The sequence below is a fragment of the Marinobacter sp. G5_S1_61_S3 genome, from assembly GCF_054968585.1.
In genome coordinates, this window is the sequence record NZ_JBQKUK010000001.1 from 208,290 (window position 1) to 231,781 (window position 23,492).

At 58.3% G+C, this 23,492-nt stretch carries 22 protein-coding genes; 14 read left to right on the plus strand and 8 right to left on the minus strand.

Annotated elements, in window-relative coordinates; all coding sequences use genetic code 11:
• Nucleotides 1-121: 121 nt before the first annotated feature.
• Together ACTRWH_RS00880 and ACTRWH_RS00885 are read left to right on the plus strand one after the other, a co-directional pair.
• Nucleotides 122-1,696, plus strand: a complete 1,575-nt coding sequence (locus ACTRWH_RS00880; protein WP_126810898.1) for a sensor domain-containing diguanylate cyclase — start codon at nt 122-124, stop codon at nt 1,694-1,696.
• Between the two features lie 114 nt (nt 1,697-1,810).
• Nucleotides 1,811-3,097, plus strand: a complete 1,287-nt coding sequence (locus ACTRWH_RS00885; RefSeq protein WP_085678152.1) for a serine hydrolase domain-containing protein — start codon at nt 1,811-1,813, stop codon at nt 3,095-3,097.
• A 4-nt stretch (nt 3,098-3,101) separates the two neighbouring features.
• Here ACTRWH_RS00885 and ACTRWH_RS00890 read toward each other — a convergent pair whose 3' ends face one another.
• Nucleotides 3,102-3,446 carry a hypothetical protein gene (locus ACTRWH_RS00890; RefSeq protein WP_036207704.1) on the minus strand — a complete coding sequence of 115 codons (345 nt, stop codon included), beginning with the start codon at nt 3,444-3,446 and terminating at the stop codon, nt 3,102-3,104.
• A 364-nt stretch (nt 3,447-3,810) separates the two neighbouring features.
• Between ACTRWH_RS00890 and ACTRWH_RS00895 the strand changes: the two genes are divergently transcribed.
• Entirely contained in the window at nt 3,811-4,065 is a 255-nt protein-coding gene (locus ACTRWH_RS00895) for a hypothetical protein (RefSeq protein WP_036207701.1), read from the plus strand.
• Here ACTRWH_RS00895 and ACTRWH_RS00900 read toward each other — a convergent pair.
• A complete protein-coding gene (locus ACTRWH_RS00900; protein WP_462825769.1) occupies nt 4,059-5,069 on the minus strand; it encodes a hypothetical protein in 1,011 nt (336 codons plus the stop codon). The two genes, ACTRWH_RS00895 and ACTRWH_RS00900, sit on opposite strands and share 7 nt — an antisense overlap.
• Nucleotides 5,070-5,207: 138 nt before the next feature.
• On the opposite strand from ACTRWH_RS00900, the gene ACTRWH_RS00905 reads away from it, so the two are divergent.
• Genes ACTRWH_RS00905 through ACTRWH_RS00915 form a run of 3 tightly spaced genes read left to right on the plus strand, consistent with a single transcriptional unit; the run spans nt 5,208 to nt 9,791 of the window.
• Nucleotides 5,208-8,729, plus strand: coding sequence for a response regulator (locus ACTRWH_RS00905; protein ID WP_305936329.1), 3,522 nt, complete (start codon nt 5,208-5,210; stop codon nt 8,727-8,729).
• Between the two features lie 42 nt (nt 8,730-8,771).
• Complete coding sequence (locus ACTRWH_RS00910) at nt 8,772-9,332, plus strand: hypothetical protein (protein WP_036207692.1); 561 nt, start codon at nt 8,772-8,774, stop codon at nt 9,330-9,332.
• 45 nt (nt 9,333-9,377) lie between these two features.
• On the plus strand, nt 9,378-9,791 hold the full coding sequence (locus ACTRWH_RS00915) for a response regulator (RefSeq protein WP_036207689.1): 414 nt from the start codon (nt 9,378-9,380) through the stop codon (nt 9,789-9,791).
• A gap of 24 nt (nt 9,792-9,815) precedes the next feature.
• On the opposite strand, the gene ACTRWH_RS00920 is transcribed toward ACTRWH_RS00915, so the two are convergent.
• On the minus strand, nt 9,816-10,085 hold the full coding sequence (locus ACTRWH_RS00920) for a hypothetical protein (protein WP_036207831.1): 270 nt from the start codon (nt 10,083-10,085) through the stop codon (nt 9,816-9,818).
• A 605-nt stretch (nt 10,086-10,690) separates the two neighbouring features.
• Between ACTRWH_RS00920 and ACTRWH_RS00925 the strand changes: the two genes are divergently transcribed.
• Nucleotides 10,691-10,942, plus strand: coding sequence for a hypothetical protein (locus ACTRWH_RS00925; RefSeq protein WP_036207682.1), 252 nt, complete (start codon nt 10,691-10,693; stop codon nt 10,940-10,942).
• 50 nt (nt 10,943-10,992) lie between these two features.
• Here ACTRWH_RS00925 and ACTRWH_RS00930 read toward each other — a convergent pair whose 3' ends face one another.
• Nucleotides 10,993-11,529 (minus strand): 3'-5' exonuclease, encoded by a 537-nt coding sequence (locus ACTRWH_RS00930; protein ID WP_036207679.1) that lies wholly within the window; start codon nt 11,527-11,529, stop codon nt 10,993-10,995.
• A 165-nt stretch (nt 11,530-11,694) separates the two neighbouring features.
• On the opposite strand from ACTRWH_RS00930, the gene queC reads away from it, so the two are divergent.
• Nucleotides 11,695-12,360, plus strand: a complete 666-nt coding sequence (gene queC, locus ACTRWH_RS00935; protein WP_036207677.1) for a 7-cyano-7-deazaguanine synthase QueC — start codon at nt 11,695-11,697, stop codon at nt 12,358-12,360.
• Nucleotides 12,360-13,016, plus strand: coding sequence for a 7-carboxy-7-deazaguanine synthase (queE, locus tag ACTRWH_RS00940; RefSeq protein ID WP_085678146.1), 657 nt, complete (start codon nt 12,360-12,362; stop codon nt 13,014-13,016). The genes queC and queE overlap by 1 nt, the downstream gene beginning before the upstream one ends.
• Nucleotides 13,017-13,021: 5 nt before the next feature.
• Here the strand turns inward: queE and ACTRWH_RS00945 are convergent, their stop codons facing one another.
• The 4 genes from ACTRWH_RS00945 to ACTRWH_RS00960 all read right to left on the minus strand — a co-directional run bounded on the left by ACTRWH_RS00945 (nt 13,022) and on the right by ACTRWH_RS00960 (nt 17,903).
• Nucleotides 13,022-14,095: an AraC family transcriptional regulator gene (locus ACTRWH_RS00945; protein ID WP_036207671.1), complete on the minus strand. Its 1,074-nt coding sequence runs from the start codon at nt 14,093-14,095 to the stop codon at nt 13,022-13,024.
• A 121-nt stretch (nt 14,096-14,216) separates the two neighbouring features.
• Nucleotides 14,217-15,119 (minus strand): alpha/beta fold hydrolase, encoded by a 903-nt coding sequence (locus ACTRWH_RS00950; RefSeq protein ID WP_462825770.1) that lies wholly within the window; start codon nt 15,117-15,119, stop codon nt 14,217-14,219.
• A gap of 102 nt (nt 15,120-15,221) precedes the next feature.
• Nucleotides 15,222-16,988 (minus strand): ExeM/NucH family extracellular endonuclease, encoded by a 1,767-nt coding sequence (locus tag ACTRWH_RS00955; RefSeq protein WP_462825771.1) that lies wholly within the window; start codon nt 16,986-16,988, stop codon nt 15,222-15,224.
• Nucleotides 16,989-16,997: 9 nt separating this feature from the next.
• Nucleotides 16,998-17,903 (minus strand): BrxR family helix-turn-helix transcriptional regulator, encoded by a 906-nt coding sequence (locus tag ACTRWH_RS00960; RefSeq protein ID WP_036207665.1) that lies wholly within the window; start codon nt 17,901-17,903, stop codon nt 16,998-17,000.
• A gap of 307 nt (nt 17,904-18,210) precedes the next feature.
• Here ACTRWH_RS00960 and ACTRWH_RS00965 point away from each other — a divergent pair, with 307 nt between their 5' ends.
• From ACTRWH_RS00965 to ACTRWH_RS00985, 5 genes are all read left to right on the plus strand, one after another.
• Complete coding sequence (locus ACTRWH_RS00965; protein WP_075196356.1) at nt 18,211-19,494, plus strand: MFS transporter; 1,284 nt, start codon at nt 18,211-18,213, stop codon at nt 19,492-19,494.
• Between the two features lie 190 nt (nt 19,495-19,684).
• Nucleotides 19,685-20,110 (plus strand): MarR family transcriptional regulator, encoded by a 426-nt coding sequence (locus tag ACTRWH_RS00970; RefSeq protein ID WP_036207661.1) that lies wholly within the window; start codon nt 19,685-19,687, stop codon nt 20,108-20,110.
• A 39-nt stretch (nt 20,111-20,149) separates the two neighbouring features.
• Nucleotides 20,150-21,541, plus strand: a complete 1,392-nt coding sequence (locus ACTRWH_RS00975; RefSeq protein ID WP_036207660.1) for a DHA2 family efflux MFS transporter permease subunit — start codon at nt 20,150-20,152, stop codon at nt 21,539-21,541.
• 230 nt (nt 21,542-21,771) lie between these two features.
• Nucleotides 21,772-22,341, plus strand: a complete 570-nt coding sequence (locus ACTRWH_RS00980) for a TMEM165/GDT1 family protein (RefSeq protein ID WP_036207659.1) — start codon at nt 21,772-21,774, stop codon at nt 22,339-22,341.
• Between the two features lie 44 nt (nt 22,342-22,385).
• The gene (locus ACTRWH_RS00985; RefSeq protein ID WP_199480506.1) at nt 22,386-23,453 is read left to right on the plus strand and encodes a L,D-transpeptidase family protein; all 1,068 of its coding nucleotides are present in this window, start codon (nt 22,386-22,388) and stop codon (nt 23,451-23,453) included.
• The last annotated feature ends 39 nt before the right edge of the window (nt 23,454-23,492 follow it).

Here is a 23,492-nt window from a genome sequence, read left to right on the forward strand (position 1 = left end):
ATTGCACTATTCCCTCGACGGCAGCGCTGTCTGTGACTATTTTCAGGGTGTAATGCCTTCGATTTTGGCCCGAGGTGTTCACACCGACAGGGAAGCAGCCGGAACCCGGGGAAAACATCAAATGGAGAGACTTCAAGGCCGCCCTACACCGCTTCGGCGTTCGTTGTGGATTGTTGGAACCTACATACTGGTGGGATGGTTGTGGATTACGTTTTCCGACTATCTGGTGCAGCAATGGTTTCCCGATCCGGACGTACTTAGCCGGATACAAACCTACAAGGGCACGCTTTTCGTCCTGGTGACCGGGCTCGCGCTTTTCCTGTTGTTGATTCGACAGTTCACCAATGATCGGAAGTTGTTGTCGCTATATCGCCATCAACGCAAGGAAAACCGGGAACTGAGCCAGTTCCGTGAAAGCGTGATTGAGCGCGCCAATGTCTGGATCAACGTGTTGGACCCGGAGGGCCGGGTTGTACTCTGGAACAAGGCCGCGGAAGACATCAGCGGTTATCCAAGGGAGGCAGTGATCGGGTCCGATGAGATCTGGCAGCTGTTGTATCCCGATGAGGAAAACAGGGCCAGAATCCGTGAGAGGGCGAACGAGATCCTTCGTGATGAGGGTGAGGTTGTCGGTTACGAAACCTGGATAACCACCCGCGACGGGCGTGAGCGACAACTGTCCTGGAACTCCCGCAGCCTGCGGAATGAAGCGGGTGAACTCGCAGGGTCAATCGCTATTGGACAGGACATTACCGATATCCGCCGGGCAGAGACGACGGCCCGTCAGCGCGAGCGCCAGTTGGCTACCATACTGGATAGCCTGCCTGGCATGGCCTACCGGTGCCTATACGATGAGCACTGGACCTTGCTATCCGCCTCCAAAGGCTGTCGTGAGTTGACCGGCTACGAGCCGGATGAACTGATCAACAACAAAGTGATCAGTTTTGCCGAACTGATCGCAGAAGGCATTGATGAGGCCACGCTGCAAGCTGTGGACCTGGCCATCGGCAATGCGGAGCTGTTTTCCATCGAGTATTCCCTTGTCCGCAAGGATGGAACGCGGATCTGGGTCTGGGAATGCGGTCGCAGTGTCGAGGGTGAGGGTGAGTTGGTGCTTGAGGGGATTGTGCTGGATATCTCTGACCGTAAAGCGCTTGAAAACGAGTTGTCCGAGATGGCGGCCCGGGACCCGCTGACAGGGTTGCTGAATCGTCGGGAGATGGCTCGGTTGCTGGATGAGGAAATTGTCCGTGCCACGCGCTATGGTCGAAACTTGGCGTTGCTCTGGATCGACTTTGACCATTTCAAGAACATCAATGACTTGTATGGGCACGCCGCCGGCGATGCCGTGCTGAAGGCGGTTAGTGCATTGCTGGCAGAGAGCGTGCGGAGTGCGGATAGTGTCGGTCGGTTTGGCGGCGAAGAGTTTGTTATCCTGTTGCCGGAAATGGACTATCGCGAGGCGCTGGATACCGCAGAACGACTGCGCCGGCTGGTGGGTGATGCCCCACAATCTCTGGGGAATGGCAACACGGTCGCACTGACCGTCAGTATCGGCGTTTCCGTATTTCCCGACCATGGTGAAAGCGCCGATACCCTGTGCGCGGCGGCCGACAGGGCCATGTATCAGGCCAAGGCCGATGGCCGCAATCAGGTGGTACTGGCACCCTTGACCGAGGAAGCCCATAATCCCTGAAGACGATGTGCTGGATGAGTTGACGCAGCCAGGCCCGCTATCCGGCCAATGTGCCGGGTGATATCCAGCGTCAGGATGTGCGAAAAGACAGTCTCCGGAATCAAAGGTCAAGCGATGAACCGAATTGCCCGCCGTGCGCTCCACACCTCCGCCGTTCCCACTGACCTGGCGTCAGTAACCCACCGCGATGAGGCTGGCGAGAAACCGGAGCTGGCCGGAGTGAGCCCCGAGGTTGTCGAGGCCATCTGGCACAGCGTTGAGCGGTTGTACCGAACCGGAGTGCATCCGGGCATACAGCTGTCGGTCAGGCACCGGGGCGAACAGATCCTGCATCGAGCCATCGGCCATGCCAGTGGCAACGGGCCCCATGACGCCGTGGACGCGCTGAAGGTGCCGATGACCACCGAGACTCCCATTTGCTATTTCTCCGCCTCCAAGGCAGTCACGGCCCTGCTAATCCACATCCTGGCGGAACAGGGACTGGTCAATCTAATGGACCCGGTGTCGTATTACTGCCCGGAGTTCGCGGGGGGTGGTAAGCGCACCATTACCATTCACCAGGTGTTGTCCCACCGTGGCGGCATTCCGGCTATTCCCCGGGAAACCCCCATTGATGTGCTCTGGGACAGGGACGAAATCTGGCGCCTGCTGTGTGAAGCGAAGCCGGTGGAGGTGGATGGTGCCAAAGTGGCGTACCACGCCATCACCGGGGGCTTTGTGTTGCAGCGGGTACTGGAGAAAGTGACCGGCGATACCATTGAGGCGTATATCGACCGACACCTCCGCAAGCCCATGGGTATGAAGTGGTTTACCTATGGGATTGCACCCGCAGACGTGGATAAGCTGGCCGGCAACTATGCCACCGGCCCAACGCCTCGCTTTCCGGTATCCTGGATTGTGAACCGGGCGCTGGGAGGCGATATACGCACCGTGGAACGAGTCTCCAATGATCCCCGCTTCCAGGAGGCGGTTATCCCTGCAGGCAACCTGTGTGGCACCGCCGAGGAAATGGGGCGTTTCTTTCAGATGATGCTTAATGGTGGGGTCTGGAATGGCAAACGTATTTGCAGCGAGATGACCGTGAGGCGCTCCATCCAACAGTTTGGCTCGCTACAGATTGACCGCACGATGATGATCCCCATGCGCTTCAGTGCGGGCATGATGCTTGGAGGCAACCCCGTGGGGCTTTGGGGCCAGCAAAGCAGGCATGCCTTTGGTCACATTGGTCTGATCAACAAGCTGTGCTGGGCCGATGCAGCCCGGGACATTTCCGTCAGCCTGCTCAACACCGGCATCCCCATTGTTGGCCACCACCTGCCGGCGCTGGCGCGGTTTGTCTACACAGTGTGCGACCGTTTCCCGTTGATACCGGAAAACCGCAGGCCCCTGGTGGCGGCCTGACCCCTTAAAGGGTCGCCAGCTGTTCCTCCAGTATCCCCAGCACTGACGACAGGATATCCCGGAAGTCGGTGAGTGTCTGGGTTCGCTGGATCACATCCTCCCGACTTTCATCCAGCCGCTCCAGCTTGGGGACCACCCGCCGGATTCCCTCAGTGATAACTTCGTAGGGGTAATGGTGGTCCATGATGCTGAGTTTGTTGATCTCAGCCACTTCCTGACTGAAGATGCTGATGATGTCGTAAAGCATGTCCTTGTGCTGAATGGAGCTCGCCTCCCAGTACGCATCGTCAAGCAGCTCCAGCAGGGAAAGGTATTCCCTTAGTGTGTCGGCAACGGATGTCTGGTTCATAAGCGGTCTTCCTGGCCGGGATGGAATGGGGCTGTTACGGCAAATGGCTGCGCATATATGGTGATCTGAAGGGAACTATAGCAGGGGTTTGTTCGTGTAGTTTGGGTAGCAGCGTCGTATTCGCTGCAAAAAATATGAAACTCTATTCATTTTTATTGTGTTTTGTCCGACAGTTGTGCAGAATTACGCCAAATCATACAACGTGGACAAAGCCTGCTACAGTATGTACTGAGGCTTTGGAAAAGCCCGACGAAACAGAAGGATAAAAGGACTTCCAGCCCGGCCAAAAAGAGCCACTAAAACATGGGCGGAATCATCGGTTTCGGCGTATTGATCATTGGATACTCAGTGGAAGAGGACGATCATGGATAAACACACGCAGCCACAGCCTGGGCCGGAACAGCCGCGCCCGGTCAAGCTTGACCATCACGACAGTGTTCGGTCCCACGTCTGCCAGCAGGTCAGTACCGAAGTGGCGCGCCTTGAGCGCCGTATTGAAACCCTCCGACTGACCAAAGCCCCTCATGCCGCCATCATGATCTCGACCTACGAGCGCATGATCGACCGCAAGAAGGGGTTCCTCAAGAACTGGGATATGCAGGGCAATACCGGTTACTGACGCTCATCGATAGTCACGGACTGGTAGAAAATGGCCTCGCTGCCGTTCTGCTGGTTTCCGCAATGTGCCGGATTGGGAGAGGTTTCCCCGGTTTCGTCATCCTCGATGGTAGGGTCTTCGCCACTGGATGTAAAAACGCGCACTTCTGCAGCCTCATAGTCCACTCTGACCCGAATGCAGTCCGGTTCCTGGCCGTCAACGGTAATGCCGGATGTGTCCAGGAATGTCAGCATGTCTGATTTGTTTCTGATGAACTCCTGAAACAGTTCCCCGTGGCCCAGTGAGCGACCGGTAAAACTCAGCGACGCAAACTCTGGCCGGTTGTAACCGCTCACCGAGAAGCTTTCATTTGCAAAGCGGCCACTCCAGAACGCACTGGCAATCTCTGACGGTGAACTGTCATTCTGATCGGGCGCCCTGGCGATAAACTGAAAGGACCGGAAAATCTTGTTCAGTTGCGGGTTGCTGGTCCAGTCCAGTAGCGGATAGACCCAGATCTGGTCAGGTTCAGGCTCGGTTCCATTGTTGCCACCGGTTTCGGTAAAGTGGATCTGCGCGTTCTTGTCCGGTGTGTTGTAGGTAGCGGGGTCACCGCTGTTCATGCTGTCCCGCATCAGTCGGCGGCCCCGGTTGAATGAGTCCACCTGGTTCGATGAAATGACATGTTGCAGGAAGTCCATCGGATTGCGGGCACTGGTGTAGCGGGTACCATCGTTGCTTGGCGTCAGGCCCATTAGCGTATTAAGACGCTCACGCAGCTGTGTTGCTATTCCCTCGTCGTCCTCCCCGTCAGCGGGCTCAACGCCCCGGTAAAAATCGTAGAATATGGTTTGAGGCAGTACGGGGGGCAGCCCATCTTCGTTCTGGATATCAAAGCTTTCGAACGTCAACGCCACGCTGGTTGCCGGGTTGATGAAATTACTGTCTGAAGAATCATCTGGCCCACAGCCGGCCAATGTCAGGGCAAACAGGGGAACGGTGGTGAAAATGCAGGAATGTCTCATTTCAAGTGACCCTGAGATGCGTCGTTGTCGGTAAAACGCTAAAGTGTTTAGCCAGGGTGCCGCTGAATTCATTCGGCACCTGCGTGACTGCTGACAATAAACCATAAAAAAGGCATCTGCCCTCGCGGAGATCACATTTTGCAGCAATGGGAATGCCACGCCCGATGGTTCCGTTTCATCGCGCTTGCGGTTCTGGCTATTATTATTCCGGCCTCCGCCGCGGCGCAGGAGCGATGCCAGGATGGCGAGATTGTTCTGAACAGCGCCACCAGCAGTGTGCGTGATCTGGGTAGTTGTATCTGGTACCTGGAGGACCCGGAACACGCCGTCGATTTCAACGATATACTGAGTGGCGATACCGCGCCTTTCACCCGTCACGAAGGCGGTGTGCTGAACTTTGGCTACACGGAATCTGCATACTGGGCCAGATTTGATGTCGAGGTAGGAGCTGGCGCAGCACTTACAGACTGGATACTGGAGCTCGCCCTGCCATTGGTGGATGAGGTGGTGCTCTATCTGGTCCAGGATGGTGAGCTGATAGAGCAGCGCCGTGCTGGCTACGAGGGCGACTGGTCCGGGCGTGACCTGGCCGTACCCAACCCCACGTTCCGTTTGTCACTGGAACCAGGAAGCTCAACCCGCATTTATTTGCGCATCACCAATACCAACACTTTCCGCCTGCCGATCACCCTGTGGCACCCCGATGCTTATATTGAGAAGGTGTCGGTCGATGAAGCCGTGCGGGGCATTCTGCTAGGCAGCATCCTGGCCATTCTCGCCTACAACCTGTTTGTTGCCGTGTCGGTTCGCGAGCGCAGCAATATCTACTACGTGATGTATCTGGTATCAGCCACGGTATTCATCGCCACCGAGCAGGTGCACGGTATCCAGCTACTGGAGAATCGTCCTGCGCTGTTGCACAAGGAATACCTCCATTACCAGATCATCAATACCTGGTTCTGGGGCCTGTTGATGGCCCGGTCCCTGTTGGAAACCCGGGAGCGGTCGGCGGACCTGGACAAGGTGATCCAGCTTTGCCTGTACGCCATTGTGGCGACCTTTGTGCTATCCCTGTTCCTGCCCTATCACACGGCGATGGAATGGATCGTGTTGGCGTCGATCCTGCTCAGCATCATCCTGATTGTGGTCAGTTACCTGTCGTGGCGCTATTACAACCCGGCTGCGCGCTCCTACTTTTTTGCCTGGACCCTGGCGCTGGTGGGTTTCGGTATCTATGGCCTGACCGTGATGGGCTACCTGCCGTTGAACATGTTCACTTCCTACGCCCCGCAGTTCGGCCTGACGGCCCAGATTATCCTGTTTTCCTTTGCCCTGGCTGACCGGATCAAACAGGTGCAGGGCGAAGCCCTGGGTTGGAGCCAGCGGGCTCTGGCCAACCTGCGTCGATACCAGTCGCTGTTCGACAACGCCATAGAGGGCGTGTTCCAGATGTCGCTGGGCCGGCGTTTCGTCACCGCCAACCCCGCCATGGCAAGGTTGATGGGCTACACCAGCAGCCGGGAGCTGCTGGATCTTGACCCGGACGTCCTGGAAACCTGTTTTGCGGATGAGAGAGTGCGCCGCTGGGTGATTGGGCAGTTGGAATCCCGAGGCACCGTCAAGGGTATCGAAGCACGCTATTACACCCGTTCCGGTGAAGAGCGCTGGGCCACCATTTCGTTACATACCGTGTATACCCCCGATGGCGATCCCGCCCATCTTGAGGGCACCTGCATTGACGCCACCGAGCGCCATCAGCGCCAGCGTATCGAGCGGGAGAGGGAGCAGGAACGTCTGGAAAAAGAACTGGCCCGCAATTCGGCCGAAGCAAAAAGCCAGTTCCTGGCCAACATGAGCCACGAAATTCGCACACCGTTGGCGGCGATTATCGGTTATGGCGAAACCCTGCTCGATCCCGACCTGACCGAGAGGGAGAAACACACCAGTGCGGAAACGGTGGTGCGCAGTGGCCGTCACTTGCTGGACCTGATTAACGACATCCTGGATCACTCGAAGATCGACGCCAATAAGCTGGATGTGGATATAGTGTCGGTTAATTTGCCGGAACTGCTTGACGAAATCCGCGCTTTCTTCGCACCCAGGGCGCGGGAAAAGGGGCTGGAATTTCATATCATCTGCGAGTATCCCCTGCCCGAAAAGGTTGCGACGGACCCGACCCGGTTTCGCCAAATCATCATCAATCTGTGCGGAAATGCGCTTAAATTCACGGAAAATGGTTCTATTTCTCTGAATGTTCGATGTGGTCGTGAGCGCCAGGCCCTGGTGGCCAGGGTGGTGGACACCGGCATCGGCATGAAACCCGAACAGTTGGGCCGGCTGTTTGACCCGTTCGCCCAGGGTAGCGCCGCGATTGCCCGGCAATATGGAGGAACCGGTCTCGGGTTGAGCATTTCCCGTCGACTGGCGGAGTTGCTGGGTGGCAACATATCCGTTTCCAGCACGTATGGCGAAGGCAGTGAGTTTGAGCTTTCCATCGCCACCGGCCCATTGGAGGATGTCCACTTTCTGCGCGACGCGTCGGAATTGTCGCAACGTCGGCGGAGCATTCCCATGGTGCTTGCGCCAAGGCTTTCCGGCCGTATCCTGCTGGCGGAGGACAATGACGTGAATCGTCGCCTGGTGTCCCTGCTGGTGGGTCGCACGGGCGCTGAGCTGGTCCATGTCGGCAATGGCGCTGAAGCACTGGATCTGGCGCTGAGGGAGCCCTTTGATCTGATTCTGATGGACATACAGATGCCGGTCATGAACGGTCGGGATGCAACGGCGGCCATTCGTGAAGCTGGCCTGAATATCCCGGTCATTGCGTTGACGGCAAACGTGATGGCGGAGGATATTGCAGACTATCGCCTCGCAGGCTGTAATGACCATCTGGCCAAACCCATCGACAAACAGCGTTTCTACGAAGTCATGGCCAGATATCTGGTGGTGCGGACGGAGAGTGAATCCGATGGCCACCGGCGCTATTGCGGCACAATACTGGTCGCGGAGGACAACGAGGACAACCGTCGTCTGGTGGAGCGCATGCTCGGGTCCCAGGGGTTGGATGTCATAACCGTTGCCAGTGGCGATGATGCGGTCCGAACGGCGCTGTCCGAATCGGTGCAGATGGTGCTGATGGACCGCCATATGCCGGGTCTGGACGGAGTGGAGGCTACCCGGTTACTGCGGCAGACGGGCTTCCGCCGGCCAGTTATTGCCTTCACCGCCGGTGACCAGTCGGAAACCGATGCGTTGATGGCGGCCGGGTGCGATGGCGTATTGAACAAACCCATCGACAGTAGGCATTTGCTGAGCACGCTAGACCATTTCCTCCCAGAGTCCAATGGCCCGAGCAGAGACTCGACGGAGGATGAGGACATTGGTCACCTGGTCGAACGCTTCCTCGATGGGTTGGCGTCCCGAAAAGTGGCCATGGAAGCCGCAGCCGCGCGTCGTGATCAGCAGCGATTGGCATCGGAAGCCCATCAGATCAAAGGCACCGCCGGCGCCATGGGCTACCCTGACATGACACGGCAGGCAGGGAAACTGGAGGCTTGCGTGAACGTTGAAGACCGTGACTGGGACCACGTTCACAGCCAGCTGCAAGCCCTGGCTGACATGATCGACAGGGCATTGCAGGGGCGGGAGGCACGTCTATGACAACCGACATTTCGGCTACCGATAAAACAGGAATCGTGATTGATGAGTGAAAACCTCCAGCAAAGCGAACAGCACTCGCTGAGTATGATGTATGGCACCTACGCCGACATTCTGTTTGTCCTCTTTCCGTTCCTGGTCATCAGCATGCAACGGTTATGGGATGGCCAGCTTTATGAGACGCTACTCAGGCCCGATCTGAGCATTGCGGCTGCGATACTGGCCGGGCTGGCCATCGGAAAATTCGTGCTGGGGCTGGTCAGTAACCGCGACTTGGGCCGTTTCAAGGAGCGTATTGTGTTCTTTATCGCATTGACGCTGTTTGTAGTGTTGGGGCCGGCCATCATCCTTATGCTCAGTATCGCTGGTCATCGCGAAGTGCCCGGGTTCGTGGCGTTTGTTCAGCCTATCCTGCTGATCATCGCGATTTCCCTCTACACCACGGCCGTCAGTATCAGTAATATTCTGACCCGGTCCGGCGGGGTAAACGCCAGTTCGTCCCGCACTGCTGGGGCTCGCCTGGACGAGACTGGAGAACCTGCGCCAGCCACTGCCCAGCATGAGCCGCTGGCGATTCCCCGGCGAACCGGCGGTGATTCCCTTTGAAGTGCCTTGTGGGGCCGGGTATAAAATAGAATCAGGAGGCGGGGTATGAGTGATATGAGAATATTGGTGGTGGAAGACGAGCCGGTCATGAGGGAGCGGTTGGTAGACATGCTCTACACGGCAGGTGCAAGCAGTGTGGTTGAGTGTCCGGACATTGCGGGTGCCAGGGCTGCCTTTGAGGCTGACGTCTTCCAGATCATCTTGCTGGACCTGGGGCTGCCGGATGGCAACGGTCATCAGTTGATGGAGGAGTTCAAGGCCAAGCGCAAGGATCAGCACATTGTTTTAGTGACAGCGGATGACTCCATCGACAGCATCCAGAAAGCAATCAGTGCCGGGGCCAACGGTTACGTGGTCAAACCCTATTCCCAGGAAAAAATTCACGACGTGGTGAACAACTACGCCATGGTGCACGGCGGCGATGCCGCCATGATACAGGGACTGAACCGCCAGCATTGACGGTTCGGCCCATCGGGTTTCCCATTACGCAACCTGGCGGGCGATCCAGGAACCGTAGCGAGTGGCAAGAGCACGCACGTATCGTGCTTCGCCATCGTTCAGATTGCCCAGAACACCCTTGAATATCCAGCCTCGCTCATACAGCCCCAGCACCCGTTGTTCGTCGTCCAGGTTGACGCGCTGGTTCAGTTTTTTGCAGATGGCATCCAGCAGAGGCAGCTTTTCCGGGCGCCGAATAGGCCCCGTGCGGCTGCTTGCCGGCTGGTTTGCTGCTTTTGTCGGATGTCTCTTCATGATCTTCTCCTTGTCGTTTTGCGGCTGCAAAAACAAAACCCCGGCGCTCTGGGCAACCGGGGTCTCGCGGAGAAGCTTGCCCGGTCGCTCCAAAGGCTCCCGGGACTGACCGAAAGCCGTTAGATGTCGTTCACCATGGAGTGCGCACACGCCTCACCCTTGCGGTGCGCAATCGCGTCAATCATCAGATACTGGTATTTCTGAAGCATTGTCATGGGCCTTTTCCGGCATCGTTTGCCGAGCATATCGGTTTCGGTACTGTCATCAGTGTATCGCGTGCCCATGGCTTTGCAAGGGGCAGAGTGCTTCGGCAAACCCCTACAGACGCGGCTCCTCGAAGCGATCATAATTTGTCCTGTCACGTGTTTTACGTTGTGCAATCCTCCGGTGCCCACCTTTTATCTGTGGCGTACCGTATGGATCTCTCCTTTATACGCAGCCCTCGGGGCTGCGTTTTTTTGGCCGTCCGAAAAGTGTGTTCCTGACGGCATCGTGGAAACCTCGTAGCCACTAGTTCGTACAGACGCCCGGACCATATTTGGCGATAATTTGCACACTAATCAATGCAATGTATCGTCAGAAATGAGAGGTTGAAACCCAGTAAGATGTCCGAAGAAAACGGATCTGCAAAAAACCGGTTACAGTCACACGCCATAGTCGAAGTGCTGCTTGTCCTCGCGCTCGCCGTATACCTGTTCATCGCCCGCAGCCAGATGGTGGGTGATAATTTTTCCTTTACCGTCATTGGGGCGGCGCTGATGGTGCTGGTGACCTACTGGACACTGAACACCTTGCGTGATGGCCTCGAAGTCCTCGCCCTCAAGGTGACTCGAAGTCCTCGTCCCCAAGGTAAATAGTTCCCAGCGCTGAGTTCCATGCCGGCGCGCTGTGCTCCATGATGGAAACCTCAGACCTGCCGGCTGCGTCCGTGAAGCGGTTCGTCGTCCGCAGCGAACAGTTGGATCTCTTCCCAGGTTCTGTGGAGGATAAGCGCGTCGTTTGCCGCCCTGTGCACGGGCAACCCCAGACGCTTGATAACCTGCTGACGCGATGCCGACCAGTGCCTTACCTGATTGGCATCCAGCAACATGGAAATGGATTCCAGTTGAAAGTCGGCGCGGGTGTTGGCGGCTCGAAACAGGCGATGAAGCCAGAAGCTGTCAAACGTCCAGGCATCGCAGAATACCTGCCCCGAGAGCAGCTGGTTCAGGTGTGCCGCAACCTCCGACACCGGTGTACCCTCCGTTTCCAGGGTTTCCCGGGTGATTCCGTGAACCTGCTCGGCACTTTCTGACCAGTCCTGCCAAAGTACATGGGGTTGTATCAGCCAGCTGTGCAAGGTGCCGTCGGGCAAGCATATGCCCACCTCGATCGGATAGCTGGCGATCAGATCGAGGCTGGAGGCCTCGAAGTCAATAAAGGCTGGGCTGGTTCTGGTTCTCATTCCGCCTGGTTTTTGTTGATGTGCCGTCATCAGAGTTTACCCGCACGCTACTGCAGACGCGAACCCATCGTCGCATTCCACTGTTACAATGTGTCCACGGATGTTACTCCGACCCTATAACAATCCAGTGACGCCCTGCTGGCTGTCTGAAACCGGGATGACCTGATGACCGAAACCGTCGTTGTAATCTACTCTGGGGGAATGGATTCGTTCACCCTGCTCCACCTTGCCCGTGCCCGAGGGTATAAGGTTCATGCCCTGTCGTTTGACTACGGCCAGCGGCACGTTCGCGAACTGGAATGCGCCCGCCAGGTGTGCGAAGAATTATCGGTGCCGCACAAGGTGATCGATATTCGTGCGCTCAGTGAAGTCATGGCCGGATCGGCCCTGACGGACGCAGTGGACGTGCCCGAGGGGCACTACGAAGAAGACAACATGAAGGCCACCGTGGTGCCCAACCGCAACATGATTCTGTTGTCGCTGGCCACCGGCTATGCGGTTACCGCCGGTGCTGTTGCTGTTTGGTACGGCGCCCATGGCGGCGATCACGCGATCTATCCGGACTGTCGACCGGAGTTCGTGGAGAAAATGGACGCCGTCTGTCAGGTGGCGAACTATGAGCCGGTGAAAATAGAAGCGCCCTTCATGGGCTCGGATAAGGGGGCCATCCTGGCCGAGGGCCTGAAGTTGGGGCTCGATTACGGCAAAACCTGGACCTGCTACAACGGTCGGGACCGGGCCTGTGGCGTTTGTGGTTCCTGCGTGGAGCGCCTGGAGGCGTTTGCCGCCAACGGCGTTTCTGATCCCTTGCGGTATGAGGTGGAAACCTGATGTATCGGGTAAAGGAAGCGTTCTATACATTGCAGGGTGAGGGTGCCCAGGCCGGGCGGGCAGCGGTGTTTTGCCGCTTCAGCAAGTGCAATCTCTGGACTGGCCGTGAAAAGGACCGGGCCAATGCCGTATGCAGCTTCTGCGATACCGACTTCGTAGGTACCGATGGTCAGAACGGCGGCCAGTTTGAAACCGCGGATGCGCTGGCGGCGCATATTCGTCGCCTTTGGCCGGATGCGCCTGGGCAACCCTATGTGGTGTGCACGGGGGGTGAGCCACTACTGCAACTGGATGACAAGCTGGTGGATGCCTTTCACCGGGCCGGCTTTGAAGTGGGCGTGGAAACCAACGGCACACTGCCGGCACCGTCCGGTATTGACTGGTTGTGTGTGAGCCCCAAGGCGGACGCGCCGGTGGTATTGCGCCAGTGTGACGAGCTGAAAGTGGTGTACCCTCAGCCCCTGGCGATGCCGGAGCGTTTCACCGACATTAACGCTAGCCACTATTTCCTCTCGCCAATGGCGTCGCCGACTGTCTCAGAGGGTGAGACTGACCCCGTCAAGCAAAGTAACACCCGCAAAGCCACGGATTACTGCCTGACCCACCCGCAGTGGCGGTTGACCCTGCAGATGCACAAGATCATAGGCATCGACTGAGTGTTTCAGGCCATCGCACTGGTTGGTGTTCTCTTGATCGACGTTGTTGTTGGCAATGACTCCTGGTTTCGGTACTGGCTGGGGCTCTGTCCGGTCCAGCGCTTGAACGCCCTGGTAAAGTTGGCGGCGTCGGCGTAGCCCAGGGCGTCGGCAATCTGGCTCAGGTTCATGGCAGTTTGCTGCAGCAACTCCCCCGCTCTTTCCAGTCGCACCTGATCCACCAGGTGCTGAAAACTGGCTTCTTCCGCCTGTAAACGCCGTTTCAGGGTGCGCTCCGACACAAACAGCGTTGTGGCTACCCTGGCCAGTTTCGGCGGGAACGGGTGACTGGTTTCAATCACCCGCCTGACCCGACAGGCAAAGCCGGCATCTTCCGTTAGAAGGCGTAAGGCCTCCTCACACTGGGCTTTCGACGAGGCGGCCAACTGATCGTCAGAGAAGCGGATGGGCAATGCCAGCTGCGGATCGGGAATAACAATCGCATCTTCGCCAGCGCCGTACACCACGGGGATGGGAATTTGCTGGCGAAAGCGATGGAAGTAGGCCGGTTCCGGTCCGCGTCGCTGAATCGACGAGCCGGCGACCGGTGAGCCTGTTAGCTGCGCGCCCATGGACGCGCAGCCGAACAGCATGGCGTCCATGATAAAGCCCTGCAATGGGCCCAGATCAATGCCACACGAGATGGCGTAGATAGACTGGCCATCCTGCTGCCGGCGCTTGACGTGCAGGTGCGGGGCGCGCAGGGTCAGGTATCGCGTCATCAGGTCCAGAGCCTCTGCCAGAGTGCGGCTGCTCATGACCGCGGTGCCCAGGGCTCCGTGCAGTGGCAGTCGAAGCTCCCGGGCCAGCATGATGCCGAGCCCGGGCTCGCCGCTTTCGATGATGGCTCGGGTCACGAACTCGCTGGCCTGTGACTGACTGACTCTTAAATCGGTTGACTGCAGGCGCACCGGGTCCAGGCCGACACGCTTGAGCAGCGCTTTTTCATCGACGCCGATGGTACTAAGCAACTCCGCCAGCAAGTGCAGGTAAATGGCCGGCATGCCCAGATCCTGAGTGGTAGATACTGAGGCGCGCATGGGATTTCCTCGTGTTTCCTGTTGTTGTTATGTCAGGGATGAAACTTCTTCCACGATTATGAACGCAATGTTCCTCCCACCCCATGACTTCGCTGACGGGTCAACAGGATATGCAGGCCAATTAACAGAGCTGGCCGCCCGCTGAGTGGCGGTCGATGAAGGCTGCCAGTTTACGGGCTGAGCGACCGGGATTCTCCAGCATGGGAAGATGGCCTACCCGCCGGAACACGTGGATATCGGCCTGGGGCGTCACCTTTCGATACCAGTCCACACAGCGTGTGGGCGTGATCACGTCCCGGTCCCCCCACTGGACCTGAAGGGGAGGTGTGTTGGGGCCAAGGTAGCGTGCTGGTGCCAATGCGTCGGCGAGCATATCGTTGAAAATGTGACGCAAGGACGCGGTTCGTTGCAGCAGGTCCGGCCCCAGGAGCCCCGTCATGGCGACGCCCATAGCCGTTGGCCTGCCAGTGCCGACGCTATTGAACATCCGGTAGACACCGGCCCAGTCCCGGGGAATCAGAATGGCGTCGCGGTCGGACTCGAAGGGGGCATCGAGGTCCACGTTTGTATGTTCGGGTATGCCGGCGCTGTTCAGCACCGTCAGGGAAGCGGGTGCGGGCGTCATTTTGTGAGCGAGGACGGTGGCAATGGCACCCCCCATGGAGCTGCCGACCAGGTGAAGGTTGTTGGTGGCCAGAGTATCGATCCAGGCTCCCAGTCTTGACGCCTGGGCCTCGTAGCCGTAATCGGCGCCCGAACGATACTCGCTTTCTCCAAGCCCTGGCAGGTCCGGAACCAGAATGTGCCAGTGTTCGGGCAGCCGCTGCAGCCAGAGCGCCCAGTTCTCTTTCATGGCGGCAAAACCGTGCATCAGTATAACGGTGGGTTGGTCCCCGGCAGGGGTCCCTTTTTCCAGATACACCATGCGGTGGCCATCGATCACGGTTTCACGACGTTTTGCCTGTACCAGCCATCGCTGACTGGTGCGGGCGGCAGGCCATAAGTTTGGAGTGGGTATTTTCACGGTCGGTTTCCGTTTCAACTGGATTGGAGCCAGTGTACCGCGTATCCCGCGCCGGGCTTTGGCCTGCCTGCCCTGATGCTGCGGCTCGCGGGCAAGGTGGAATCAGAGTGACAGGTCGGTGATGACCGGGTTGTGGTCCGATGAGCGCCAGGGCTGGCCGGTGGGTACGGTAACCGGCCCCTTGTAGCCCAGCGCCCGGGGTTCATCGGAATTTATCGACCAGGTGCGGGCATCGACGATCCGTGGGAGCAGCCTTTTCGAGACCAGGCTGTAGTCCAGGGTTCCGCTACGGCCGTGATAGCTATAGCTGGTGTGCTTACAGGTGGTGTTGGTGCAGCCGTGGATGTGACGAACAGCGTTGATAAAGCCTGCCGATTCCAGCAGCTGCAGCGGCGTCTCCCGGGCGTAGGCGTTCATATCCCCGGTGATCAGGGTGCCGGACAGGCCATCCGGGTGCGGCAGGGCATTGGTCCAGCGGATAATGGCCCGGGTCGCTTGTTCGCGGCTGTGATTGTAGCAGCCCTGGCCGTCGTCCTGATCCCGGTTCTGACCACTGGCGCCACGGCAGGCCTTTGATTTCAAGTGAGGAACGACAACCCTCAGGGCTCGATCACTGTGAATGAGGCGGAATACCTGAGCGACTGGTGGCCGGCCACGACGATCAAATGGTGTTGTTGTCAGGCGGCTGGGAGAGCCTTCCGCGACCACACGGTCGCTGCGGTACAGCAGATCGGTGCGTATGGCATCACTGCCAGTGTTGTCGCTTGTTCCCACGTAGCGCCAGTGTGAACCCAAGGCGCCGGCCAATTCGGCAATGGCGCTGTCGCCGTCATAGCCGTCGTTTTCCATTTCTGTGACAGCGATGATGTCCGGGTTCGGCGCCGTCAGCGCGGCAACCAGCCGTGCTTTCTGTTGCTCAAACTGAGTGGCGGATCGGGCCCCCCGAGCTGCCGGAAAACCGCCGCCACGGCCATCGCCATTGAAGAAATTGCCAAGATTGAGTGTGACCACCCTGAGCGTGGCCGACTCCGGTCGCTCGGGTGCTGGTGCGCGTGGATTGGCGGGGCTGAACGCCGGCGTTGATTGCGGCTGCAGTCGCCAGGCGCCGAACCGAAAATCCAGTATGCCTGTTAACCCGCTGACCTTGTCGCCGGTGCGAACCGTGTTGTTTGCGGACAGTTGTGGCCCAGGCCAGGGAATCGGGCGCGGGTTGCGCGCCCCCAGGCCGTCATCCAGCAACAGTCGGTTGATCGCCTGCCACCTGTGGCGCGATTGAGCGCCCGGCCCTGGTTCCAGGATTTCCGTGGCCATCGTCTGAGGCTTTGCCGCGAGGGTGAGTTCACCGTAACGGGCCAGGTTATAGTGATTGATCACCGTTAGCTCGCCGGCGACGTTGATCCGCATGTTTTCCAGGTGTTCCGGAGGTTCGCCATCCTGCCACGGCAGCGTGACGGAGACAGGCTCAGGCAGACGGCCATTCCCGCAACGGGTGATGGAGGTAATATCGGTGAGCTCGGTCAGGCCATGGAACTCTTTCACCCGCCCTGAGACATGCACCCTATCCCCGTGCTGTCCGTCGGTGCGATGGGTGTAAACAAACAGGGCCTCGGAGCTTTGCGGATCGTTGTCCGTTTCGCCATCGGCTTGTTGCAGATAAAAACCGCGGAAGCCGCCTCGTTGGCGAGCATCCATGGTTATGATGCCTTCAACGGAAACGGTCTGGCCGGCGAAAGAGGAATGATCGCCCGTGCCCTGAATGCGGGAAACCGGGATAACCCCGGTACCACAATCCCCCGCCGCGACAGCGGGCAGGCCTATGAGTAGGGCGAGGGCAAGGCGCCAGAACAGGAAAGGGTTGGTTGTGATCACCCGCTCAGTCTAGCAGAGCCCCGCTACTGCTTTAATAGCCCGTTCGCGAGCCGACTCGGCAATGCCCAGCTGCTCCTCGTTGGCCAGTTCCAGCTGCTGGACCATTGGGTCCGGGTGCTGGCTGTCTGAACCCAGGCCGAGCCGGGACAGTACGTAGGGTGCAAGGGCCGCGCGAATGGTGAGTTCGAGCCGGTTGCTGACCATGCCGTAATCGGTGGCAACAATATCCTGCTGTGCCTTGTTCAAACGGCTATCAGGCATCATCACCAGTGAGACTTGACGGTTCCAGTCATCATCATGCTGGATGGTGTGACGGCTGCGTTGCCGGGTGGTTTCCGGCTTGCCGCGGAAACGGCTGAGGGCGAAGTCCCGAAATTCCCGGTTGGCGTCGCACCAGGCACGGAGGTGCCAGTTCTGGCCGACACACACCAGAGTGTGGGGTTCCAGAGTGCGCTGGGAAACGCCAGCAGGGCTTAGGGAGGCATACTCTGCCTTCATCACCCGGCCGTGGCGAGCTGCTGCAACTGCGGCACGCATGACTTCCGGCTTAACAACCCGTTCCGGGCCACGGACGATGGTGCTGTCAGGCAAGCTGATATTAAGCGATTCAAAGGTGTCACTGAGGGCGTCCTGGCGAGCCAGCAGATCCTGGTATTCACTGGCGTTGCCGGCGGTGACCACCGGCCGGAAACTGGACGATGGCACATAGCCTTTAAGGTGGCGATCGTAAACCAGATTGTCCGGTGCCAGTTCCCGCAGGTAGGTGTTGATATCCTTGGAAGCCTGCTGTCGCCCAATGCCGAAACTGTGGCAGATATGATTGGTGGTGAGCCGTCCTTCCCATAGGGCGATGATTTCAATCAGCCGGTAGCGAAGCAACAGATCCCATCGAATGGGCCAGTCCGTCTTTTTCATAACCAGGCGCTCATGGTTAGCGTGGATTGCATGAGATGAGAGACTCTCGTGGGTTCAAATAGGCAGCGATCAAACTACCCACATGTTAACCCTTCAGGCCGCCAGCGTGTGTTACGTCACCTTAATGTAAAATGATGTTAAATCCAGTCATCACGGCGCTGCAAGCGGTATTGGGGATTTCGGGAACTGCGTAGTGGTTTTGTGAATTACGCCCTGTTCTAATTCGTGCTCTGCAATGTTCCGGCGTTGCTGCTAGTTTCATTACATTCCTGTATCAACCTGTTTAAAGTACGCCGGAGCCAGACCGATGACCCGAATGGTCACCTCGCTTTCAGCCCTGATCCTCAGTATTGTCCTGCTGGTCAGTGGCAACGCCTTTCTGATGACTCTGTTGGGTGTGCGACTGAGTATTGAAGCGGTCTCGCCGAACATTATCGGCTGGATCCTGGTGTGTTACTCCATTGGCTTCGTGTTGGGTACGCTCTACGTCCATCTCATCATCGGTCGTGTCGGGCATATCCGGGCTTTCGCGGTCTTTGCCGCCATGGCGGCGGTGTGCGCCCTGCTGTATCCCATGGCGGTGTCCGAGGTGTTCTGGGCCATTTTGCGTGCCTTGTCAGGCTTCAGTGTGGCCGGCGTTCTGGTGGTGATTGAGAGCTGGTTCAGCAGTCGCGCCACCAACGCCAACCGGGGCGCCCTTTTTGCGGTTTACCAGATTGTGTTCTACCTGTCCGCCGCCGGTGGCCAGTTGCTGATCAACGTCGGTGAGCCGTCTTCGTTCATACCGTTTTCGCTCGCCGCTGTCCTGTTGACGCTGGCGCTGATTCCATTGTCGTTGACACGTATGGATGCCCCGGTGATTGAGCAGTCCGAGCGACTGTCATTCTTCACCCTGGCCCGTGAGTCGTTCACCGGGGTTTCCGGTGCGCTGATCTGCGGTGTCATGATCGGTTCTTTTTATGCGCTCGGCCCGGTATACGCCACCCTGGTGGGTCTGGAGGTCAGCCGGGTGTCCACCTTCATGGCCAGTGCCATTGTGGCGGCCATGCTCCTGGCCTGGCCGCTGGGGCTGGTGTGTGACCGGTTTGATCGTCGCCGCGTCATGTTCTGGGTGGCGGTGGCAGCGGGCACCGCGGCGGTGTCGGTTGGCATCCTCGGGGCTGAACGGATGTGGCTACTGACCCTGCTGGTTGGCCTGTTTACGGGCCTCTCGGCCACGCTGTATCCGATCGCGGTTGCAATCACCAACGACCGGATGGAAAGTAATCGTATTGTGGCCGCCAGCGCAACACTGCTGCTGAGTTACGGCGTGGGCAGTGTCATTGGCCCCATCGTGATGGCCGAGTTGGTGGGCATATTGGGCCCCAGGGGGCTGTTCTTCGGCAACGCCGGTTTCCTGGTGGTGTTGGCGATTATCACCAGTTATCGCATCAGCCACACGGAAGACGTGCCGGTGGCGGAGCAGGAACACTTCATACCTGCCATGCCTGAGACCTCGCCGGTGCTGACGGAAATGGACCCCCGTAACGAGGAATTTCACGAGTCACCAGCGGCTCAGGAGCGTCACGAAGACCTACACAGGACCGGCTGATAGGCCGGTCTTTCTCGCCTATCGGGCCGCGTCTCTCGGTTTTCCCCAATTTTGTTTCACCTTGCATATCTGTTTTTATCGTAATGGTTAGCTTACTATTGGTAACGTTGTCCGTCACTGCACCGTTTCGGCAGTGGTATTCGTTACAGGTAGTACAGCAGTCGATACCCCATTACCGGAGTCCCAGATCATGAGAGATCAGTTTCCCTTTGCCGTAGCCCGGGTCACCCGTCGCTGGCGCAAATTGCTGGATGAACGCCTTAAGGATCTGGGTGTCACCCAGGCTCGTTGGACCACCATGGTCTATCTGCAACAAGGGGGCGAAGGGCTGACCCAGCGTGAGCTCGCCCGCCTGATGGCCATTGAGAATCCGACGCTGGTGCGATTGCTGGACAGCCTGGAACAGCAGGGCCTGATTGAGCGCCGTCCCTGTCCCAATGATCGTCGTGCCCGCCGTCTTCACCTTACCAAGGACGGGACCGAATTCATGAACGTCCTGACCGAGCGTGCGGCCCGCCTGCGTGAAGAGATGCTGGAGGGTATTAGCGACCGGGACATCGAAGGTGCCGTCAAGGTGTTCCACAGGATACTGGAGAATGCGGAGCGGCAACGGTAATGGTGTGCGGTCGATATCTCGGCCTGAAGGGGTCTTGGTCTGAGTGATAACACGGTTGAGGGGTTAAGGGCCCGTTACGGCGAACGCTGGCGTTGGCTGGCGGTTGCCACGGTCATGCTGGGCACCATGGCAACGGTGCTCAGCGCAACCGTGGTCAATGTTGCCCTGCACGACATCATGCTGGAATTCGGTATTCGGCAGGGCCAGGTGCACTGGCTGGCCACCGGGTTCATCGCGGCCATGACCACCACCATGCTGGCCTCGTCGTGGCTTCTGGATCACTTTGGCGTGCGCAAGACCCTGGCGACGGCCATGTTCCTGTTCACGGTGATCTCCCTCCTTGGTGGTTTTGCCACCTCCCCGGAACAGTTGATTGCCGCCCGCATTGGCCAGGGTGCCATGGCGGGGCTCATGCAGCCGATGGGTATGTATCTGGTGTTCCGGATTTTCCCCCGCAACCGTCGTGGGCAGGCCATGGGTATCTACGGCATGGGTGTGATTCTCGCTCCAGCCCTGGGCCCGGTTCTCGGGGGCTTCCTGGTGGATCAGTTGGACTGGCGCTATGTGATGTTCGCCCCCGTGCCCGTCACCCTGACCGGGGTGTTTATGGCATGGCGCTTTCTGCCGCTGCCGGTCTCCCGCCCGGCTCCCTACCGTTTTGACTTTCCTGGGTTGGTGCTCCTGGGCGCTGCCATCGGTCTGTCGCTGGACACCCTCAACCGGCTTCAGGAACTGGCGGGACAGGAAGCACGAATTGCCATCGAGGGCGCTGTTGCGGTCATCGCCCTGGTGCTGTTTGTGATTCGTGAGCGACGCGCCCGACACCCATTGGTGAACATAGAGCTTCTACGCAATCCGGCCTTCGTTTACGCCAACGTGGGCGCCATGGCGTTGGGGCTCGCCTTGTTTGGCTCCACCTACCTGGTACCCCTGTTTGTGCAGACGGCCCTGGAATTCACCGCCACCGAAGCCGGTTTGCTGATGTTGCCAGCAGGCATTGTGCTGGGCATGACCTTTCCATTGGCCGGGAGACTGGCGGACCGCCTGAGCGCCCGTAAGCTGGTGATATTCGGCATTGTCCTGTTCGCCATGTCTGCCATGTTGTTTGCGGTATCGGACATTGAGCTCGCCTTCGGCTGGCTGGCGCTATGGACCGTGTTGGGGCGAATCGGTATCGGCTTCATGCTGCCAGCCCTCTCAACGGGTGCCCTGAATCCACTGGCGCCGGAGCAACTCGGTGCCGGTTCGAGCACCATTAACTTTACCCGCCAGCTGGGTGGGGCCTTTGGCGTCAATATCGTGGCCCTGACCATTGAATTTGGTGACCACAGTGGCGGCATCCCCACCATTGGGGCATTTCATTCAGCCTGGTGGCTGGTGGCTGTATTCGTGGCGATGGCGGCCATTCCAGTGTGGAAAATGCGCGTATAGTTGCCATCCGCCCAGGTATTGATTAACATTTCGGCACTCTTCAGGGGAGTAGCCTCCGCAACGGAACCCGTTTCCAGGGGCGGATGGTAGTCAACATACTTGGGGCTCAATCTCCGTGGCTATCATGTTTCACCGGTACATTGGTGAAATTGGCAAGACCTGAGGCAGTTTCACCTCCCAGGGCGGAAGGTGGGCTGTCTCATGTCTGAATGTCCGCCCCGGAGCTTTTCATGGACGCTTTTCTCGCTTCAACGTTTGCGGTCGCCATTGCGGAGATCGGCGACAAGACCCAACTACTCTCTCTCTTCCTGGTTGCCCGTTACGCCAAGCGTGCGCCCATCATTCTTGGCATACTTGTCGCCACCCTGCTGAACCATGCCTTGTCAGCGCTGTTGGGTGCCTGGATCGCAGAGTGGATTCCGCAAGCCTGGCTACCCTGGATCCTGGCTACCAGCTTCGTGGCCATTGCGCTCTGGTTGTTGATTCCGGACAAGGATGACAACGGCGATTCGGCGTTCCTGGGGATGGGCGCCTTCATGGCCACGACAGTGATGTTCTTCCTGGCGGAGATCGGCGACAAGACCCAGGTTGCAACCGTGGTGCTGGCCGCGCGATATACGGACACCTTCTGGGTGATTATGGGCACCACCGTTGGTATGCTGCTGGCTAATATACCGGTTATCATGGCTGGTAAATGGTTGATGGAGCGGTTACCACTGGCGACGGCCAGAATTGGAGCCAGCCTTCTATTTATGATTCTGGCTGTTGCCACCGTTTGGACAGCCCTGACGTCGGTTTGAAGCGCGTTGTTGTCGCCGCAGACCGGATATCGGATTGAGACGCTATGTATCGAACGCAGTTGACAGGTTTTCTGCTGGTTTTGCTGGCCCTGGTGTCGGCCAACGTGGTTGGTGCCGAAACGGAAGCGCAGGCCGCGGGTCAGGAACTGACTACAGCCGAAGGAAAAAGCGACACCCCCGAGAAGCCCCGTGTTCCCCGGTTTTCCATTGACGGGGATCTGGCCGGGGAGCTGTCGGTGATGACCACCCGCTATGAAGACACCTTTGCGGCCATTGGCAATCAGAACAGTCTTGGTTATCTGGAACTCGTTAAGGCCAACCCCGGTGTTGATCCCTGGCTGCCCGGTGATGGCACCCGGATAACCGTGCCCCGGCACTACGTGCTTCCGGATGTAAAGCGCGAGGGCATAATCATCAATCTGGCGGAATACCGTTTGTACTACTTTACTGAGGGAAAGGTACAGGTCTATCCGGTGGGGGTAGGCACCGATGACAACCCATCGCCACTGACCAACGCCGAAGTGACCATGCCACTGGAGTCGCCGGCCTGGTATCCGCCTGCAAGCATCCGTGCCGAATACGAAGCTGCGGGAGAGTACCTGCCCAGGATGATTCCACCGGGGCCGGGTAATCCTCTGGGGTCCCACGCACTGATGCTCAGTGAGAAAGGGTACCTGATTCACGGTACCAACAAGTTGTTCGGAGTGGGCATGCAGGTCAGTCACGGTTGTTTCCGCATGTACAACGAGGATATATCGCGGTTTGTCTACGAAGTCAGTAAGGGCACGCCGGTGCAGGTTATCCATGAGCCCGTGAAGATCGGCCTGAAAGGTAATGAGGTCTGGCTGGAGGTACATCGCCCTGAAGAAGATTACAGTCAGCAGGACCGTGAAAAATTGTGGAAGCAAGTGCAGAAAAAGGTGGAAGACTTCCGCCAGAAAATGCCCGGTGTGGAAGTGAAGCGCATGGCCATTGAACTGGCTGTGGACCAGGCGGACGGCCTGCCGCGGATGGTGGGTGAACGTCTGACCCGCGTCGCGGATGAGTCTGCCGGGCCGATGCGAAGTACCCCAGATGGCAATAAAGGTGAGAAGCAACGCCTCTGGTTCTGATACCGAAGGCTCTGATCCGCTGAACGGATCCGGGGAGGA

Bases quoted from the DNA above. Each gene is read 5' to 3' on its own strand.
- ACTRWH_RS00890 (WP_036207704.1), bottom strand. From the start codon at position 3,446: ATGAACCAGACATCCGTTGCCGACACACTAAGGGAATACCTTTCCCTG.
- ACTRWH_RS00980 (WP_036207659.1), top strand. From the start codon at position 21,772: ATGGACGCTTTTCTCGCTTCAACGTTTGCGGTCGCCATTGCGGAGATC.
- ACTRWH_RS00880 (WP_126810898.1), top strand. From the start codon at position 122: ATGGAGAGACTTCAAGGCCGCCCTACACCGCTTCGGCGTTCGTTGTGG.
- ACTRWH_RS00930 (WP_036207679.1), bottom strand. From the start codon at position 11,529: ATGAGAACCAGAACCAGCCCAGCCTTTATTGACTTCGAGGCCTCCAGC.
- ACTRWH_RS00960 (WP_036207665.1), bottom strand. From the start codon at position 17,903: ATGAAAAAGACGGACTGGCCCATTCGATGGGATCTGTTGCTTCGCTAC.
- queC (WP_036207677.1), top strand. From the start codon at position 11,695: ATGACCGAAACCGTCGTTGTAATCTACTCTGGGGGAATGGATTCGTTC.
- ACTRWH_RS00920 (WP_036207831.1), bottom strand. From the start codon at position 10,085: ATGAAGAGACATCCGACAAAAGCAGCAAACCAGCCGGCAAGCAGCCGC.
- ACTRWH_RS00925 (WP_036207682.1), top strand. From the start codon at position 10,691: ATGTCCGAAGAAAACGGATCTGCAAAAAACCGGTTACAGTCACACGCC.
- ACTRWH_RS00985 (WP_199480506.1), top strand. From the start codon at position 22,386: ATGTATCGAACGCAGTTGACAGGTTTTCTGCTGGTTTTGCTGGCCCTG.
- ACTRWH_RS00885 (WP_085678152.1), top strand. From the start codon at position 1,811: ATGAACCGAATTGCCCGCCGTGCGCTCCACACCTCCGCCGTTCCCACT.
- ACTRWH_RS00910 (WP_036207692.1), top strand. From the start codon at position 8,772: ATGAGTGAAAACCTCCAGCAAAGCGAACAGCACTCGCTGAGTATGATG.
- ACTRWH_RS00915 (WP_036207689.1), top strand. From the start codon at position 9,378: ATGAGTGATATGAGAATATTGGTGGTGGAAGACGAGCCGGTCATGAGG.
- ACTRWH_RS00900 (WP_462825769.1), bottom strand. From the start codon at position 5,069: ATGAGACATTCCTGCATTTTCACCACCGTTCCCCTGTTTGCCCTGACA.
- ACTRWH_RS00895 (WP_036207701.1), top strand. From the start codon at position 3,811: ATGGATAAACACACGCAGCCACAGCCTGGGCCGGAACAGCCGCGCCCG.
- ACTRWH_RS00945 (WP_036207671.1), bottom strand. From the start codon at position 14,095: ATGCGCGCCTCAGTATCTACCACTCAGGATCTGGGCATGCCGGCCATT.
- queE (WP_085678146.1), top strand. From the start codon at position 12,360: ATGTATCGGGTAAAGGAAGCGTTCTATACATTGCAGGGTGAGGGTGCC.
- ACTRWH_RS00970 (WP_036207661.1), top strand. From the start codon at position 19,685: ATGAGAGATCAGTTTCCCTTTGCCGTAGCCCGGGTCACCCGTCGCTGG.
- ACTRWH_RS00965 (WP_075196356.1), top strand. From the start codon at position 18,211: ATGACCCGAATGGTCACCTCGCTTTCAGCCCTGATCCTCAGTATTGTC.